Origin of the sequence: Thorsellia kenyensis (genome assembly GCF_042432445.1) — a bacterium.
Taxonomy (GTDB): Bacteria; Pseudomonadota; Gammaproteobacteria; order Enterobacterales; family Thorselliaceae; genus Thorsellia; species Thorsellia kenyensis.
Genome location: NZ_JBHLXE010000078.1, coordinates 1 through 710, shown reverse-complemented (window position 1 = coordinate 710; position 710 = coordinate 1). Strand labels below are relative to the sequence as shown.

Here is a 710-nt window from a genome sequence, read left to right as displayed (position 1 = left end):
ATAATTCAAGTTGCTTAATTAATCAAAACGGATTAGTTGTCCCCTTCGCTCCATCCCCATTACAGAAACTTCAACACTACTGCGAGACAATCTGCCAATGCGCCCTGCATCATTATTTAGCCTTCAGGGTTCACCTTTATAGCCGTTCATTTAGCATCAGGGCAACATCTTCCTGAGTTCCTTACCTAAGCCTGTAGTAATCTCCTGCCACTTTTATGCCGATGAGCCAACCAAGCCGTTATTGCAAGTCACGCTTAGCTTTGTTAGTGCGTTATTGATTAGAACGCAGTTTTGACATCACAATTATAAGTAACGACACTTCATCAGTGGTTCATTTTCATTCAGCTTATTACTCCACATCTGACATTTTTTTTTATTGCCTTTTAAACTCCACGCTCACCACGATATCTCTTAAATAACGCAGCTGGAGCCGATTTAGCACCTGCTCTTGCCAGCCGATGCTGGTGGGCCTACCACCATCTTAGGTAAAGCATGTTAGCCACCTAATAGCTAACTTCACAGCACACAATCAATTTCATAGTTAATATAATTTTATCCCTGAAACTTAAATCATTCATACATCTTCTCATTTTGCTAGGAATTGAAGCTTCCTTTTTTTCTCTTTTGTATTCTGCAGTGCTCAGTAAATTTAGGGCAAAGCGTCTAATTATCGATAAATTTTTTGCACTTATCCTTTCATGCACCTCTGA

General features: G+C 39.7%; 1 protein-coding gene. It reads right to left on the bottom strand.

The features are described from left to right. Window positions 1–503 precede the first annotated feature (503 nt). A partial coding sequence (locus ACFFIT_RS07115; RefSeq protein ID WP_385876965.1) for a hypothetical protein occupies window positions 504–710 on the bottom strand: 207 nt, incomplete at its 5' end.